Annotated in this window: 14 protein-coding genes; 1 reads left to right on the top strand and 13 read right to left on the bottom strand. The window is 59.1% G+C overall.

Annotated features, from left to right (window positions below; translation table 11 throughout):
• Positions 1-145: 145 nt before the first annotated feature.
• Positions 146-1,552, bottom strand: a complete 1,407-nt coding sequence (locus LAC81_RS26680; protein WP_223730133.1) for an aldehyde dehydrogenase family protein — start codon at positions 1,550-1,552, stop codon at positions 146-148.
• A 135-nt stretch (positions 1,553-1,687) separates the two neighbouring features.
• Positions 1,688-3,091 carry an aspartate aminotransferase family protein gene (locus tag LAC81_RS26675; protein WP_223730132.1) on the bottom strand — a complete coding sequence of 468 codons (1,404 nt, stop codon included), beginning with the start codon at positions 3,089-3,091 and terminating at the stop codon, positions 1,688-1,690.
• A 217-nt stretch (positions 3,092-3,308) separates the two neighbouring features.
• On the opposite strand from LAC81_RS26675, the gene LAC81_RS26670 reads away from it, so the two are divergent.
• A complete protein-coding gene (locus tag LAC81_RS26670; protein ID WP_223730131.1) occupies positions 3,309-3,773 on the top strand; it encodes an Lrp/AsnC family transcriptional regulator in 465 nt (154 codons plus the stop codon).
• A gap of 41 nt (positions 3,774-3,814) precedes the next feature.
• Here the strand turns inward: LAC81_RS26670 and folD are convergent, their stop codons facing one another.
• The 11 genes from folD to LAC81_RS26615 form a co-directional block, all read right to left on the bottom strand.
• A complete protein-coding gene (gene folD, locus LAC81_RS26665) occupies positions 3,815-4,714 on the bottom strand; it encodes a bifunctional methylenetetrahydrofolate dehydrogenase/methenyltetrahydrofolate cyclohydrolase FolD (RefSeq protein WP_223730130.1) in 900 nt (299 codons plus the stop codon).
• A 317-nt stretch (positions 4,715-5,031) separates the two neighbouring features.
• Positions 5,032-5,919: a formyltetrahydrofolate deformylase gene (gene purU, locus LAC81_RS26660; protein WP_419196089.1), complete on the bottom strand. Its 888-nt coding sequence runs from the start codon at positions 5,917-5,919 to the stop codon at positions 5,032-5,034.
• A gap of 11 nt (positions 5,920-5,930) precedes the next feature.
• Positions 5,931-6,944 (bottom strand): N(2)-acetyl-L-2,4-diaminobutanoate deacetylase DoeB, encoded by a 1,014-nt coding sequence (gene doeB / locus LAC81_RS26655; RefSeq protein WP_223730128.1) that lies wholly within the window; start codon positions 6,942-6,944, stop codon positions 5,931-5,933.
• A gap of 4 nt (positions 6,945-6,948) precedes the next feature.
• Positions 6,949-8,130, bottom strand: a complete 1,182-nt coding sequence (doeA, locus tag LAC81_RS26650) for an ectoine hydrolase DoeA (RefSeq protein ID WP_223730127.1) — start codon at positions 8,128-8,130, stop codon at positions 6,949-6,951.
• Positions 8,131-8,164: 34 nt separating this feature from the next.
• The gene (gene eutC, locus LAC81_RS26645) at positions 8,165-9,157 is read right to left on the bottom strand and encodes an ectoine utilization protein EutC (protein ID WP_223730126.1); all 993 of its coding nucleotides are present in this window, start codon (positions 9,155-9,157) and stop codon (positions 8,165-8,167) included.
• Entirely contained in the window at positions 9,154-10,161 is a 1,008-nt protein-coding gene (gene eutB, locus LAC81_RS26640; protein WP_223730125.1) for a hydroxyectoine utilization dehydratase EutB, read from the bottom strand. The genes eutC and eutB overlap by 4 nt, the downstream gene beginning before the upstream one ends.
• Positions 10,140-10,631 carry a hypothetical protein gene (locus tag LAC81_RS26635; RefSeq protein WP_223730124.1) on the bottom strand — a complete coding sequence of 164 codons (492 nt, stop codon included), beginning with the start codon at positions 10,629-10,631 and terminating at the stop codon, positions 10,140-10,142. The genes eutB and LAC81_RS26635 overlap by 22 nt, the downstream gene beginning before the upstream one ends.
• On the bottom strand, positions 10,624-13,560 hold the full coding sequence (locus LAC81_RS26630) for a sarcosine oxidase subunit alpha family protein (protein ID WP_223730123.1): 2,937 nt from the start codon (positions 13,558-13,560) through the stop codon (positions 10,624-10,626). The genes LAC81_RS26635 and LAC81_RS26630 overlap by 8 nt, the downstream gene beginning before the upstream one ends.
• On the bottom strand, positions 13,557-13,823 hold the full coding sequence (locus tag LAC81_RS26625) for a sarcosine oxidase subunit delta (RefSeq protein WP_223730122.1): 267 nt from the start codon (positions 13,821-13,823) through the stop codon (positions 13,557-13,559). Before LAC81_RS26625 ends, LAC81_RS26630 begins: the two co-directional genes overlap by 4 nt.
• 10 nt (positions 13,824-13,833) lie before the next feature.
• Positions 13,834-15,090 carry a sarcosine oxidase subunit beta family protein gene (locus tag LAC81_RS26620; RefSeq protein WP_223730121.1) on the bottom strand — a complete coding sequence of 419 codons (1,257 nt, stop codon included), beginning with the start codon at positions 15,088-15,090 and terminating at the stop codon, positions 13,834-13,836.
• 10 nt (positions 15,091-15,100) lie between these two features.
• Positions 15,101-16,249, bottom strand: coding sequence for a M24 family metallopeptidase (locus LAC81_RS26615; RefSeq protein WP_223730120.1), 1,149 nt, complete (start codon positions 16,247-16,249; stop codon positions 15,101-15,103).
• Positions 16,250-16,260: the final 11 nt, after the last annotated feature.

The following is a 16,260-nucleotide window of genomic DNA, read 5'->3' as shown; positions in this document are numbered from 1 at the left end:
AAGAAGACTCCTCAACCGGAACATCGATTGACGTCATTGTTGAAGCGGCCCGCGTTCGTCTGGCGAGCTCACGAAACGTTCAGGCATCGGTGCAAGTTTCGAAACATGAAAAGCATCCATGTAGCAAACTCTGCAGGGGGCCTGTTCATTCTCGATTGATGCAGATGACCTTCGGCTGGGTCATTTCCTCAAAAGCGAATCGAACGCCTTCACGGCCCATGCTTCCGTATTTCGATCCGCCGAAAGGCATCGCGTCAAACCGATAGTCCGAAGAGTCATTGATCATTACGCCGCCGGCGTCGATGCGGGCCGCCGCATCAAGCGCGTCGGACAGATTGTTCGTGAAAATACCGGCGTGAAGACTGTATTCCGGCGCATTGGCCAACTCAATTGCCTGGTCGAGTGTGTCGAAGGACGCGATCATGACTACAGGAGCAAAAACCTCCTCGTGCCAGAGGCGGCAGGAGAGCGCCGTACCTTCCAGTACTGTCGGGTGGTAGAGCGAACCTTCACGGCGATTTCCACAGAGTAAAATCGCGCCGCCGGCAACAGCTTCATTCACTGCGAGCTCAGTTCGCTCGGCAGCCTGCTTCGAAATCATTGGACCAACGTCTGTGTCTTCGCGAGACGGATCGCCGGCCTTCAATTTTGCTGTCATCGCTACAAATGCATCGCGGAACCGCTCATAGATCGCGGATTGAACAAGGATCCGTTGGGTGCCGATACAGTTCTGACCGGCCGCCCAGAACGCACCCGACACGCAAGACTCGACCGCCGCGTCGATGTTACAGTCGGCCATGACGATGACTGGGGCATTGCCGCCGAGTTCCATGGCCATTTTCTTCAGGCCTGCCGAGCGCGTGATCGCCTCTCCCGTGGCAAACCCGCCGGTGAATGACACCATGCGAACATCACGCTCCGCGACGATCGCCTTACTCAGCTCTGAACTTCCGATTGCCAGTGTAATTATCTCTTCTGGCAATCCTGCCTCAATGAGAGCATCCACGAGGGCGGTTGCCGAAAGGGGGGTAAGCTCTGAAGGCTTCAATAGAATCGAATTGCCGCCTGCGATCGCCGGACCCAACTTGTGAGCAACCAAATTGAGTGGATCATTGTATGGCGTGATGGCGACGACGATACCGAGCGGTTCGCGCGTGAACCATCCCTGACGTTTTTCAGAACCTGCGTAGGCATCGAAAGGCACGACCTCGCCAACATTCCGCTTCGCCTCTTCCGCTGACAGCTTCAACGTGTTGACGCAACGCGACACTTCCTTGCGTGCTTGCACGATCGTTTTGCCGGCCTCCTTGACGATAGTTTGGGCGAAAGTGTCCGAGCGGCTGTCGATAATCTGCGCAGCCCGCTCGAGGATGCTGGAGCGAAGGTGCCGCGGAAGTTCGCGCGAACACGCGGCCCCCCGACGGGCTCGCCCCATGAGGTCGGCAATCTCATGCGCGCTGCTTACGTTGACCGAGCCAACGATAGTCCCATCGAAGGGGCTGAACACAGACATCGTCTCGGAACTTCTTACGCGGAGTTTGGCAGCAGTCATGGCGCTTCCTTCTGTTGCGCGTGAGTGCGCAATTGAATGGTGTCATTCAGTACGGATGGGGGCGTGACGAAGGCACGCAGTCATTGTGGTTCATAGGACCAAAGGGCGACCGGGTGTCGCCCGGCCGCCATCCATTCAGATCCTCTGACCTTCGGCGACCAATTCGTCCATGATCGCGCGAACTGCGCCTTCGGCGATCGAGACAATTTCGTCGATTTCAGCCTTGGTCGTTACAAGTGGCGGTGCAAAGCCGAGAATGTCGCCGTGCGGCATGGCACGGGCGATGAGACCGCCTTCTCGCGCAGCCTTGGAGACCCGTGCCCCCACTTTTAGGGACGGGTCAAAGCGTTTCTTGGCATCACGATCAGCGACAAACTCGATCGCACCCATCAACCCGACACCGCGGACTTCACCCACGATCGGTAGCTGAGCGAATTTCTCCTGCAGCTGGGCCTGGAAATAGGATCCCACCTCCCGTGCATTGCCGGGCAGATCTTCCTGTTCGACGATGTCCAGCACCGCATTCGCAGCCGCCGCGCCGATTGGGTGGCCTGAATAGGTGTAGCCATGCGAAAAGGCCCCCACTCGATCGGCGCCGTCCTCGAGCACTTGATAGACTTTCTCACCGACGATCGAGGCGGATAGCGGGAAGTATGCGGAAGTTAGCCCCTTTGCGATCGTGATCAGGTCCGGTTCTATACCATAGTGTAGTGAACCGAACATCGATCCAGTGCGCCCGAAACCCGTGATTACCTCGTCGGCAATTAGAAGCACATCATGCTTCTTCAGAACCGCTTGAATCGCTGACCAATAGCCTTCCGGAGGCGGCGTAATGCCGCCCGTACCGAGAACAGGTTCTGCAATGAAGGCGCCGACGTTGTCCGGACCGAGCGTCTCGATTAGTTGATCGAGCTCAGCCGCGCGGCGAGCCGAAAATTCGCCTTCCGTCTCACCGGGGGTAGCGCCCCAGTAATGGTGCGGAACACCCGTGTGGACGATTTGCTGAACCGGCAGGTCCATATGGTCGTGGTAAAAGCTCATGCCAGTCATCGAACCGGAGATGACGCTGCAACCATGATAGCCGCGCTCACGGGAGATGATTTTCTTCTTGGTCGGATTTCCGCGAAGATTGTTATAGTACCAGACGAGCTTGGCGTTCGTCTCGTTGGCGTCGGAGCCCGACATGCCATAGAAAATCTTGCTCATCTTACCAGGCGCCATCTTCACGAGGCGGTCAGAGAGGATTGCCAGTTCGTCCGTCGTGTGTGCCGCATAGGAATGATAGTAGGCGAGACGGAACGCCTGACGCGAGATAGCTTCTGCCACTTCGGTTCGCCCGTACCCGACGTTGACGCAATAGAGCCCCGCAAATCCGTCGATTAGCTGGTGGCCATTCGCGTCCTGGATACGAATGCCTTTGCCTGTCTCGACAATAGTGGGATCGCCAAGTTTGCCCGTTGCAAAATCCTTCAGCTGCGTGAACGGGTGCAGGACGGAGTTCCTGTCCTTGTTACTAATTTCAGATACATTGATGGTCATGGCACTTCCTCTCGAATTTCGGGTCTCTGCAACGAGTTTGGGATCAAGTGATCAACGCACGCAAAGGCGCGCTTGCGGCGTGGCACGAGCTTCTTGGCGTCGGTTGGTTTCTTCCGGTGCTGGGATAGTATGAGCAACCTAACGTTTTGGAGTTGCGAATTTGACCCGGAGCGCGCATTAATCCTGCAATTTTTGTTCATTATCGCAGGTTTTCGCCATGGAATTGGACCGCATTGATATCGCCCTCCTAGAGGCAGTACAGAAAAACAATCGCCTCACGTCCGAGGAGCTTGCCGAAATGGTGAACCTGTCCACGACGGCGTGCCAACGGCGCCTCAAGCGTTTAAGAGCCGAAGGCGTGATTGAGGCAGATGTGTCAATCGTTTCACCGAAAGCGGTGGGCCGTTACGTCACAATGATCGTTCTGGTGTCGTTGGAACGGGAACGGGCCGACATCGTGGATCGCTTTAAGACGGCCATTCGCAACACGCGCGAAGTGATGATCGGTTACTACGTGACGGGTGACGCTGACTTCATTCTCGTAATCACCGCGAAGGACATGGAGGACTACGAACAATTCACTCGACGCTTCTTCTACGAGAACAACGACATTAAGGGCTTCAAAACTATGGTGGTGATGGATCGGGTCAAAGCAAGTTTCGCCTTCCCCATCGACGGCTAGGTCGACCACAGTTCGGAACTCTGTGTGCTCCAAATCGCGTTCTAGAATTTGGGTTCGACTTCTCCTACTGATCGGTAAGCAGCGATCACTGTGTTCGCCATTAACATCGCGATCGTCATCGGACCGACACCTCCGGGAACGGGTGTAATAGCGCCAGCGACCTGCGCAATCTCATCATAGCATATGTCACCGACCAAGCGGCTCTTTCCTGAGTCGCTATCCGACACAAGAACACGGTTGATGCCGACATCGATGACCGTCGCACCTCGCTTGACCCAATCAGCCTTAACCATCTGAGGGCGTCCGACGGCGACCACAAGAATGTCGGCATCTCGACAGACTGAAGCAAGATTCTTTGTCTTCGAGTGCGCAACCGTCACGGTCGCGTTCGCTGCAAGAAGCAGCAGCGCCATCGGCTTGCCGAAAAGGTTGGAACGGCCGATGACGGTGGCGTTGAGCCCCGACAGATCCTTGCCATGAATGCGTTTCACCAGAAGCATCGCGCCAGCCGGGGTGCAGGAAACGAGTCCGGTCGATAAGTCGCCAGTGGCTATCTTGCCGGCGTTCACAATGTGCAGGCCATCAACGTCTTTCGCTGGAGAGATCGCCGATATGACCGGCTCGGCGTCGAGGTGCTTCGGCAGCGGTAGTTGCACAAGAATTCCGTGAACTGTAGAATCGGCATTCAGCCTCGCTACCAATTCCTCCAACTGATCCTGGGTTGTTTCTCTCGGTAGACTGTGTTGGAACGAGTTGAATCCGCACTGTTTGGCCATCTTGCTCTTGGCTTTTACATAGGCGTGACTTGCAGGGTCGTTGCCCACGATGACCACAGCCAAGCCCGGCGTGACGTGTGTCTGTAGTTTCAAGGCGACCGTCGCTTCGGATACCCCCGCGGTAACGCATGCGGCCACTTGCTTACCATCGATCACTTGCGCCATTGTGGCCTCGCTCTTTGCGTAGATGAGTTGTTTGGGACTGCTCGCGACATCGGCACGTTGCTTCGTGTCTCACAATTGAAGATCACAGTCGCGGGCTTGGTGATGCGCGGGGCCGCACATCACAGGTTTGAAGCAGGCTGACGCGCTCTTTTGGCCCCAGTATAACTCACTGACGACTGGCAGGAGCACGTCCTGTTTGCCGCAAGGCCGTGCCTGCGGCCCACGCTTTCAAGACGCCATTGGGCAGTAGACTCTTAAGTCATGCGGTGATCGCACCGCTGAGTGATTGCCGGTATTCCTGGATATGTCGCCACGCTTCAGCCCATGCGCTCGGAAGCGTAGGAACCCGGGCTCGGCGGGAAGACGACGACGCGGTTGCCGTTGATGAAGCAGCGGTTGTGGATATGGGCGTGCACGGCGCGGGCGAGCACCTGGCTCTCGACGTCGCGGCCGATCGAGACATAGTCTTCGGCGCTCTGGGCGTGGGTGATGCGGGCGATGTCCTGCTCGATGATCGGGCCTTCGTCGAGGTCGGCGGTGACGTAGTGCGCCGTCGCACCAATCAGCTTCACGCCACGCTCATAGGCCTGCTTGTAGGGGTTGGCGCCCTTGAATGACGGCAGGAACGAGTGGTGGATGTTGATGATCCGGCCCGACATCTTCTTGCAGAGCGCGTCCGACAGCACCTGCATGTAGCGGGCGAGCACGATCAGCTCGGCGCCGGTCTGGTCGACGAGCTCGAGCAGTTGGGCCTCGGCCTTCGGCTTGTTCTCCTTCGTCACCTTGATGCAGTGGAAGGGAATGTCGTGGTTGACGACCACCTTCTGGTAATCGAAGTGGTTGGAGACGACGCCGACGATATCGATCGGCAGCGCGCCGATCTTCCAGCGATAGAGCAGGTCGTTGAGGCAATGGCCGAAACGCGACACCATCAGCAGCACCTTCATGCGCTCTTCACCGTCGCGGATTTCAGCATTCATATCGAAGCGCTTGACCACCGGTTCGAAGCCGGCCTTCAGCTCGTCGAGCGTCACGCCTTCCTGGCTGATGAAGGTAAGTCGCATGAAGAACAGGCCGGTTTCGAGGTCATCGAACTGCGAACTGTCTGAAATGTAACAGCCCTTTTCGGCGAGATAGCCTGTCACCGCAGCAACGATGCCACGTGACGATTTGCAGGTAATATTAAGAGTAAGAGATTTCACCATACGCTCCTCGCCTAGTCGACTGAACGGCTGATCGCCAGCACGCTGACACAATCTCCGGATTTGACGAGACCGGGGAAATGGCGAGCGACAAGGATGCCGTCCATCTTAGCATGCACGTCCAATGGTTCAACGCCGGTGCGGCCTAGCGGATAGATACGGGCGACAACCTGGCCGCTCTTCACCTGGTCGCCGAGATCGACGAACGGCTCGATAAGGCCGCTGTCCTCCGCAAAGCAAAAGCAATTTCCATCCGGCATGTCGAGCCACGTGGTTTCTGCGCTTTCGACAGTGCCTTTCAAGATGCCCGCCGCCTTCAGCACGTTGGAAACGCCCGTCTTGGCGATGGCAGCACTCCTCGCCGTCGCCGTCCCGCCACCGCCAAGCTCGGTGGTGATGAAGACCTTGCCCATCTCCTCCGCGGCCGTGTCGTACATGCCGACGGCATCGATCTCCAGCATCTTCATAGACCATGGGGCGCCGAATGCCCTGACGAGGTCAAAGGATTTTTCCTCCTGTGCCTTATCCAGCAGGATGTGGGCCGCGCAGAAGGGCAGGAAATCGAGCGTCTTTCCGCCGGAATGAAAGTCGAGCACGATATCGGCAAGCGGTAGCAGCGTGCGCTGGAAATAGTCGGCAATCTTCTGGGTCACCGTGCCGTCCGGCGCGCCCGGGAAACTGCGGTTCATGTTTCCCTTGTCGATCGGCGAGGTGCGGGCGCCGGCCAAAAAGGCCGGATAGTTCATCGCTGGCACGATGATCACGCGACCCGTGACGTCGTCGGCCTTCAGCGTGCGGGCGAGATCGAAGAGCGCAATCGGCCCCTCATATTCGTCGCCGTGGTTGCCGCCGGTGAGAAGGGCCGTCGGCCCCTCCCCGTTCTTCACGACCGTCACCGGGATCATTACCGAGCCCCAGGCGGAATCGTCGCGGCTATAAGGCAGACGCAGGAAACCGTGCTGAACGCCTTCGGCTGAAAAATCCACATTGGCGGAAATGGGCGATGGCCTTAGATCAGACTTAGTCATCAGATCAATCCTTCACATGGAGCTTGCGCGGCACGTTGGCGAGGCACTCGACGCCGCTCTCGGTGATCAGAATGCTCTCGGTCGTCTCGAAGCCCATGTCCTCGAGCCAGAGCCCGGTCATGAAGTGGAAGGTCATGCCCGGCTTCAGTTCGCTGCGGTCGCCGGGACGCAGGCTCATCGTGCGCTCGCCCCAGTCCGGCGGATAGGACACGCCGATGCCATAGCCCGTGCGGTTGTCCTTCACGATCCCGTACTTCTTGAGCACGGCGAAGAAGGCGTTGGCGATATCCTCGCAGGTATTGCCGGGTCGCGCTTTTTCGAGGCCTGCCTCCATGCCCTCCAGCGTGGCCTTTTCCGCGTCGATGAAGGCCTGCGTCGGTTTACCGAGGAAGACGGTGCGCGAGAGCGGCACGTGGTAACGGTGATAGCAGCCGGCAATCTCGAAGAAGGTGCCCTCGCCTGTCTTCATCGGCCGGTCGTCCCAGGTGAGGTGCGGTGCAGAGGCCTCCACGCCCGAGGGCAGTAGCGGCACGATCGCCGGATAATCGCCGCCGATGCCGTCAACGCCACGGGTTCCGGCATCATAGATTTCCGCGACCAGATCGCATTTGCGCATGCCGGCCTCGATCTTGTCGAAGATGCGCTCATGCATCTTTTCGACGATCCTTGCGGCGTTGCGCATGTAGCCGATTTCCGCCTCGCTCTTGACCGCGCGCTGCCAATTGACGAGGGCGGTCGCGTCGATAAAGCGGGCGTTCGGCAGGTGCTTCACAAGCGACGCGAAGGCGGCGGCGGAGAACCAGTAATTGTCCATCTCCACGCCGATCGTCAGCTTGTCGAGACCGCGTTCGGCAAGCTTGGCCGATAAGTAATCCATCGGGTGGCGCTCGGTCGACTGCACATAGTGGTCCGGATAGCCGATGATGTTTTCGTGCTTGAGGTAGGCGGTGAACTTGGCGCCGTTGGCATCCTGGCCGCGGCCATACCAGATCGGTTCACCCGCCGGCGGCACGACGACGCATTGGTGCACGTAGAAGGACCAGCCGTCATAGCCGGTCAGCCAGTTCATGTTCGACGGATCGCTGACGATCAGCACGTCGATGCCCTTGGCCTCCATGGCTTTCCGCGTTTTTTGAAGACGCGTTTCATACTCCGGAAGTGAGAACTTCAGGTTCGCTTGTTTCATCGGTTTTTCCTCTATACCCGGCGAAAAGCCGGTCTCAACTCTCGAAGAACGTGCCGGTGCCCGTCGCAGCCGCGCGGGCGGCAGCAAGCGTTGCGATGGCCGTGTCCTGAATGCCCGTGCCGGTCAGGTCCGCCACGGTGATCTGCTCGGGGCCGCTACGGCCCGGCTTGCGCCCGGCGACGATCTCGCCGAGTTCGGGGAAGATCGTGCCCTCCGCCACCAGACCCGCTTCGATGGCATGGTGGAGTTCACCGAGCCTGCGCGTCTGCTTGAGGCTGTCGGCGACGTAGAGGCCGACGCCGGTGACAATGGCGGGCTCGATCTCGTTTTTGTGCTCGGCGTCCGACCCCATGGCCGTGACATGCTGGCCAGGCTGGAGCCAGTCGGTCCGAAGTACCGGTGTTCCGGACGGCGTGGTGGTAACGATGATGTCGGCGCCATCGACAGCGGCGCGGCCGTCGGCCTCGGCACGAACCGGAAAGCCGAGCTTCACCGTCATGTCCGCTGCGGCGGCCTTAGCCTTTGCAACGTCTCTTGCCCAGACGCGTGCTTCGCGGATCGGCCGCACGAGGCTTAAGGCCTCGAGCTGCAACCTTGCCTGCATGCCGGCGCCGAAGATGGCGGCGACCTTGGCATCCGGGCGCGAAAGGTGCCGAGCCGCAACGGCGCCGGCCGCGGCGGTCCGCACATCCGTCAGGTAGCCGTTGTCGAGCAGCACGGCCTCTACCAGGCCAGTTTTCGTGGAAAGCAGCACCATCAGGCCGTTGGTGCTCGGCAGGCCGATCTTCGGATTGTCGAAGAAGCCAGGACTGATCTTGATGGCGAAACCATCGAGACCGGGCACGTAAGCCGTCTTAACATCGACCTCGCCGCGCGCTTCGGGAATGTCGAGCCTCAGGATCGGCGGCATGGCGACCGCCTTGGTAGCAAGCGCGCGGAACGCGTCTTCCACGCAGGCAATAGCTTCAAGATCGAGCGGAACGATGCGCCTTAAATCTGCCTCGGTTAGAATTTTCATCGTCGTCATACTTCTTCCTCCTTAAACGGATCGATCGCGCCGTTGATGACCCGTCGGTGCAGGTCCATATCGACATTGCGACCGGACAGGATGACTGCCACAGGCCCGTCCAGCCGGCCCAGCCGACCGGAAAGCAAGGCCGCAATGCCGACGGCCCCTGCCCCCTCGATCACCTCGCGCTCTTGGGAATAAGCATGCCGCATGCCGGCCGCGATCTCGGCTTCAGACAGCAAGATCACGTCGTCGAGCAGCGCTCGGCACATTTCGAAGGTCACGGCGTTATCGAGGCCGATGCCGCCACCGAGGGAATCGGCAAGACTTGCCACCTCCTCGACTTGCACCGGCCGTCCCACGTCAAGGCTCGCCTTCATCGCAGCCCCTCGATCCATGGTGAGGCCGATGACGCGGGCCTTCGGTGACCTTCCTTTCACGGCCGCGGCCACACCGGCTGCAAGCCCACCTCCCGAAAGCGGCACAAGCACTGTCATCACGTCCGGCATCGCGTCGACGATTTCAAGCCCGAGCGTGCCCTGGCCGGCGACGACGTTTGGATGATCGAAAGGCAGCACCAGCACGAGTCCGTTGTCGGCGGCTAGGCGGTTTGCTTCTTCCTGAGCGTCGTCCTGCGATTTGCCGACGATGCGGACATTGGCGCCGAGGCTGCGAATCTCAGCGACTTTGTTGTCGGGAACCAGATGGGACATGCACACCGTCGCATTCGAGCCCTGTAGCTTTGCCGCGTAGGCAAGCGCGCGTCCATGATTGCCCGTGGATGCAGTCACGACGCCACGGGCTCGCTCTTCGGGCGTCAGTGACAGAACCGCATTCGTAGCGCCGCGCAACTTGAAGCTGCCCGTCCTCTGGTGATGCTCAAGCTTGAGGCCAATAGGCGCGCCACACAGCTTTGTCAGTGTAGCTGATTGCACGAACGGTGTGCGGTATACGTAGCGCTCTATACGTTTCCGCGCTGCAACGATGCTCTCCAGTTGGATCACAGGCATTCCTCCAACCATTCTTGGATGCTCTGAGCGAAGGTGCGCGGTACTATGAATTCACCGTCACTTGCAGAAGATCGCATGAACAGCACGGGAATACGGTGCATCGACGTAAACGTTGCCACACCTTCGCTCGCCTCCCAGTCGATTGCGAGGCATTTCGAAACGACGCGCCGCAGGTTCGCCGCACCGACCTTTATGCGTATTCGGCCCTCGCTGAGATGTAGCGCACAACCTAGTTCTGGCGGAATGCTCAACTTGAAAGGGGCGTTCGCCGAAAAGACCCAGAACCGACCAGGTCGCGCGCGCGCGATGGTGAGGTCACCATGAACCGTTATCTGGCCTGTCTCGGCCGGCAAGGGGCCTCCGATATCCTGGGCGACTTTCGACTCGAATGCAGATAGCTCGCCGGCCCAGGCGTCCAATTGGACAATGGGGCAGTTTGAGACAGTGACTGTCAGACTCTCGGAGCTTTGAAGCTTAGGCATGCATGCGTTCTCCGGCAGGGTCTAAGAAGATAGGCGAAACTATCTTGGCTCGAACGATTTCGTTTTTCATTGGGTAGCTCGCTATGATGTCTTCACCAGCGACATCCGCTGCGAGCAAACCGAGACCGATGGAGCATCCGAGTTCAGGGCTGAAGGTCGTCGATGTGACGCGTCCGCGGCCATGCCCCGTCAACGGATCTCCAGGTGCGAATAGAAGCGCGCCACCGCGAAGTCGTTTTCCGGTGTCGATGCATTGCAGGCCCACAACTCGCTGCCGGTTTGCCGTTTGGAAGGCTTCACGGCGGCTCAAGGCCTCACCGACATAGCCGGTTCGCTTGGCGACCATCCGCCCCATGCCAAGATCCGCCAGTGTCGTCCTGCCATCGATTTCCGGGCCGGCGACATGGCCCTTTTCGATCCGTAGCGCTCCGAGCGCTTCGACACCGTATGGCTTCAGGCCACGGCGCGACCCGATGTCGAGTATATGTTCCCACGCGGCCGCTCCTTTCGAGGCACCGACATAGATTTCATAAGCCCGCTCACCCGAGTAGCTCAAACGCAATATCCTGAGCGCGCTACCCTGGAAAGTACCTTCTGTCATGGCCATATGAGGCAACGCTTCACCGGAAACATCCAGCCCGTGGAACGCCTCCGTCAATATAGCGTGCGCGTTGGGGCCAGCGATGGACATCCCAGCCCACTCGTCAGTGATTGAGGAGACCGAAACGCGCAGATCCGACCAAGCGCTGTCGAGCAGGAATTCGAGCCAGGAAAGAACATCCGCTGCCTTTGCGGTTGACGTCGTCATGAAATAGCGGTCCTGGCCAACACGCGTCGTCGTTCCATCGTCGAATACGATACCGTCGTCACGTAACATCACGCCATAGCGTGCCCGGCCGAGCTTGAGGCTCGCGAATCCGTTGGCATAGACGCGGTCAAGAAAAGTGGCCGCATCCGGTCCCTGAACATCGATCTTACCCAGTGTCGATATGTCCATTAGGCCCGCTTCGGTACGGACGAGTCGCATCTCATTGACGTAGGCCGCGTTCACATCGTCGCCGAATTCCCGGAAGAACCAAGGGCGCATCCAGAGGCCAACTTCAACCATCTCCGCGCCGTTTGCGATATGCCAATCATGCATGGGCGTACGACGAACCGGACGGAAATGCACACCGATTGCCCGGCCCGCCAGAGCGCCAATTGCCACTGGCGTGTAAGGTGGACGGAACGTGGTTGTACCGGTTGCCGGAACCGTTGTCCCTCGCAATTCAGCCATTGCTTTCAACGCACTAATATTACTGGTTTTTCCTTGATCCGTCCCCATTCCGAGCGTCGTGTACCGTTTTAGATGTTCGATCGCTTCATATCCTTCGCGCTGGGCCAACTGGATATCATCGAGTGTTACGTCCATCTGAAAGTCGATGAACGCCTTGCGTTGACCAAAGGCCGGCTTGTGGACTGCGCCGGGACCGGTGGAATCGGCGATGTCTGGAGCCGCCAAATCCGCGATCTCTCTATGGTAGCCGACAGCCGCTGCAGCAGAACGACCAGCTCTAAGCCCTTCCATGACTGCCTGTGTTGTGGCCACGCTCCCTGTGATTGCGCCGGCGACGAATTGCCCCTCGGGTAGTTGACCTGGCACAAATGCGTCGATTTCGGACCGGTAGGTTGGTTTAACGCCTTGATGCGATGTCAGGTGTAGGACGGGGGACCAGCCGCCTGACATGCCGACGACATCACAGTCAATGCTTGTTGTTCCGCTCTTGCCCGAAAATTGGACAGAGCGAGTGGCTAGTCCACCCGTTACGTTGCGGATGTGGGTTTCAAGATGAACCTCGGCGCCGGCGTTTCGCACCCTGTCGAGCAACACCGGGTTCAACGAGGGACGCGTGTCCGCAACGGTAACGCGCACACCCTTGCTAGCAAGCTCGTACGCCAGCGCATAGGCGTTGTCATCGACGGTGCTGATGACGACGTTGCGACCGGGCAGGATGGCAAATCGGTTCAGATAGGTCCTGATGGCCGAATTCAACATCACACCGGGTCGGTCGTTGTTGGAAAAGACCATTGGGCGTTCGATGGCGCCTGTGGCGAAGACAATTTTCTCTGCACGCAGCAACGTGAAGATTTTCCGGGCATCGCCGGGTTTGGTCGCAACTGGATCGGCCTCTTCTAGGAGCGCGAGAGAATTGCCGTCATAGTGGCCGAACGCGACTGTTCGGTTCATGACGCAGACGTTCGGCATCGTTAGCAAGTTGGTCCGGACGGCATCGAGCCATGTGGTGGCCCCGGGTTCCGACAGGAGTTGGCCGCCCAGTTCGAAATCCTGTTCGATGAGAACGACACGTGCTCCCGCCTGTGCGGCCGCAGTCGCCGCCGCGAGCCCCGCCGGGCCGGCACCCACGACGGCCACTTCCGTGAAGTCATCTCGAGCGCTGTAACTGTCCGGATCTACCTCAATCGTTCCACGGCCCAGGCCCGCCGCCTTCCGGATGAAGTGCTCGTAGAACATCCAGGCCTTGCGGGTTGGGCCCATGAACGTCTTGTAATAGAAGCCTGAGGAAAGAATCGGGCTGAAGAGTCCATTGATGCTCTGCAGGTCGAAGCGCAGGGAAGGCCAATTGTTTTGGCTGAACGCCTCGAGACCCGAACTGAGCTCGGCGGTCGTCGCAGGAATGTTCGGTTCGCGCCGAGCCCCGCTGCCGATGGTGAGCAGCGCGTTGGGTTCCTCAGCGCCGGCGGACAAGAAGCCCCGCGGCCGGTGATATTTGAAGCTGCGCCCGACAAGCGTGACGCCATTGGCCAGTAACGCCGAAGCCAAAGTATCACCCTTGTAGCCGGAAAATACCTCACCATCGAAGGTAAACTTGAGAACCTGCGAACGATCCAGGTGTCCGCCGGATGGAAGTCGCTTTTTGTTCGACGTCATGCCCGCTGCTTTCTTGCAAATTCGACCGAGCTGATGGAATGGGTTACGGTGTCACGTTCGACTACGAGCCACTGGCGGCATCCAAAGATATGCTGCCAGTATTCTTGGTGCAGTCCTTTCGGGTTCGGCCGAACGTAAACGTACCTAAACCACGCTTCCTGGTCGGCGTTGTCATAGGAGGGCCGTTCCACGGTAGCATCGCCTCCATAGCGAAACTCCCCTTGGTCGCGAACACCGCAGGAGGGGCAGGCAATACGAAGCATTTGTCATCTCCTATTGAAGCCATGCGAACGGGCCTGCTCCGGCCTCATCAATCATGTGTCCCGTCCGGAAGCGGTCGAGCCTGTAGCAACGGGTGAGTTCGTGTGTTTGGTCGGTCGCCAGCATGTGCGCGAAGCACCAGCCTGACGCAGGGGTTGCCTTGAAGCCGCCGTAGCACCAACCGCCGTTCAGATAGAGGCCGTCGACAGGTGTCAGCGAGATAATCGGACTAGCGTCCGGCGTCATGTCCATAATGCCCCCCCAGTGGCGAAGTAGACGCAGCCTGGAAATATTCGGCATCAGCGCGATCGCGGCTTCACAAACTTCCCGTAGCACGCCTGTGTTTCCACGCTGGGAATAGGAGTTGTATCCGTCTAGGTTCCCACCAAAGACGAGCCCGCCCTTGTCCGATTGGCTCAGGTAAAAGTGGTCCGCGCCATAGGCGATAACGTGGTCAACGAGTGGCTTGACGGGCTCAGTCACGAATGCCTGCAGCAAATGGCTTTCGATCGGCAGTTCCAGACCAGCCTTCTGGCCGAGAACCGAGGTGTGACCGGCCACCGCGAGCCCTACCTTTCCTGCGCCGATGCGCCCGCGTGTGGTCTCGACGCCGACAATTCTGTCTCCGTGCCGGATGAAGTCTGTGACTTCGCATCCCTCGATAATATCGACGCCATGGCCGCTTGCGGCGCGAGCGTAGCCCCAGGCGACAGCGTCATGGCGCGCCGTCCCCGCCCGTCCCTGGAATATCGCACCGTGGATGGGAAATCGTGCCGTTTCGGAAAAGTCCAGATATGGCACGAGCTTGCGTACTTCTTCTCGATCGAGAATGTCCGCATCGATTCCATTCGAGCGCATAATGTTCGCACGGTGGCTGAACGTGTCCATCTGATCTGCGGAGTGCGCCGTTACCAGTTGGCCGCGCTGGGAGAACATGACGTTGAAGTTCAGTGCGCTCGACATTCCCTCCCAAAGCTTCATCGAGAATTCGTAGAATTGGGTGTTGCCGTCGAGCAAGTAATTTGAGCGAATTACGGTGGTGTTGCGACCAACGTTCCCGCCCCCGATATAGCCTTTTTCGAGAACCGCAACGTTCCGAATCCCATGGTTTTCGGCGAGGTAAAAGGCGGTGGCGAGGCCATGTCCGCCACCTCCAACGATGACAACGTCATAGGAGGGTTTCGGGACAGCCGCACGCCAGGCGCGCTGCCATCCCGTATTGCCAGTCGCCGCCTGGCGAAGCAATGAGAAAACGGAGTAACGGCCCATGTTCAATTCCCTATCGAACAATCGGACCGAGAGGCGTGCGGGTTAGCACCTCTGCGCCGGTCTCGGTCAGGAGGACGGTGTTTGAGATGAAGTCGTCGCCCTTGCCCGTACCCATCAGCCACGACAGGATATGGAAGCTCATCCCGGTTCTAATTTCGAGATCGGAATCGTGGCGGAGGCCGGTGACCGTGTTGCCGCCAGTCCAAGACGGTGGCTGACCGATGCCGACGCAATAGCCGCAGTGATGCCGCCGGTAGTGCGAGAGCCCCACATCATCCACAACGCCTTGCCATGCTCCATAGACATCGCGGGCACGCACACCAGGCTTCAAGGCGCTTAGCACCGCATTGAACGCCTTCGCTGTGACTTCGGCCATCCTTGCGTCCGCGTCGCTGACGCCTCCAAGCCGCACCAAACGGCCGAGAGGTGCATGGTAGCGAGAGATGCAGGCGGACAATTCGAGGAAGACAGGATCACCATTGCGATAGTTCCCACTGCCCCAGGTCGTGTGTTCTTCACCAAGTCGGGAAGCCGGGCGAATGAAAGGACCGAAGCCTGGGACATGCCCCCCGGAACGGGTCATAGCGGCGATACATTCCGCTGCCACGTTGCGCTCCGGAACGCCATCAGCAATTGCCTCAATCGCCGCAGCCGTCGCCACATCAGTAATCGCCGCCGCCCGACGCATCAGCGCTTGCTCCTCGGCGCTCTTTACCAGCCGGAGTTGATCCACAAGGTTTGAGACATCGCTCCATTCAGCGTATGTCAGTGTTGCCAGGCGTGTCGCAAGGCCGTGGCTCAAACCCGAGGTCCAGAATTCGAGGCCCAAGCGCCTGCCGGTAAAGCCCAAATCGGCAAGGATCCGTGCGGCAAGGTCGGCCGCGGTCTCACTGTCGGGGTGGCCGCGAAAATCGGCCGCTCGAACATGATTTTCGATAGTGACGCGCTCCATGGCACGCGTGATCAGGATAGGCCGCCCCTCAAGTGGCACGATAAGGAGGTGCGGCGCAAAGTAGCCCCAATGATCGAGCCCCGTGAGATAGAAGACATTCTCCGGCGAGGCGAAGATTGCGGCTTCCAAGTTTCGCGCGGCGATTTCGGCCCGCACCGCACCTAGACGGCGCGCGATCTCGCCTTCGGTAAAGGGATTACCGTCCATGTCGATCTCTC

Origin of the sequence: Ensifer adhaerens (genome assembly GCF_020035535.1) — a bacterium.
Lineage (GTDB): Bacteria > Pseudomonadota > Alphaproteobacteria > Rhizobiales > Rhizobiaceae > Ensifer.
The sequence above is the reverse complement of the archived record's forward strand: the minus strand, read 5'-3'. Positions and strand labels throughout refer to the sequence as shown.